This is a genomic window from Bacillus cereus group sp. Bce019 (genome assembly GCF_051781745.1).
Classification (GTDB): domain Bacteria; phylum Bacillota; class Bacilli; order Bacillales; family Bacillaceae_G; genus Bacillus_A; species Bacillus_A cereus.
Genome location: NZ_JBPWJX010000135.1, coordinates 1 through 271, shown reverse-complemented (window position 1 = coordinate 271; position 271 = coordinate 1). Strand labels below are relative to the sequence as shown.

Sequence of the window (271 nt, the reverse complement as noted above, 5' to 3'; positions counted from 1 at the left end):
CGATAAGTCGCCAGAATTAATAATTACCCCGTCGATAACGTATAAAGGATTAGAACCAGCACCAATAGAACCGATCCCTCTGATTCTGATTTGTTGCATGGCACCAGGTTGACCTGAGGCTCCACTAGATTGCAAACCCGCTACACGCCCTTGTAAGGATTGGTCGATAGAAGTAAACGAACGGTTTTCTATATCGGCACTTTTTACCTGACTTACGGCACCTGTTACTTGCGCTCGACTTTGAGAGCCATAACCGTTTACTACCACCTCA

General features: G+C 45.8%; 1 protein-coding gene. It reads right to left on the bottom strand.

Annotated elements, in window-relative coordinates; all coding sequences use genetic code 11:
- Positions 1-267: TonB-dependent receptor plug domain-containing protein (locus tag ACS2QP_RS27760; RefSeq protein WP_438883065.1), on the bottom strand; the 267-nt coding region annotated here is incomplete at its 3' end.
- Between the last annotated feature and the right edge of the window lie 4 nt (positions 268-271).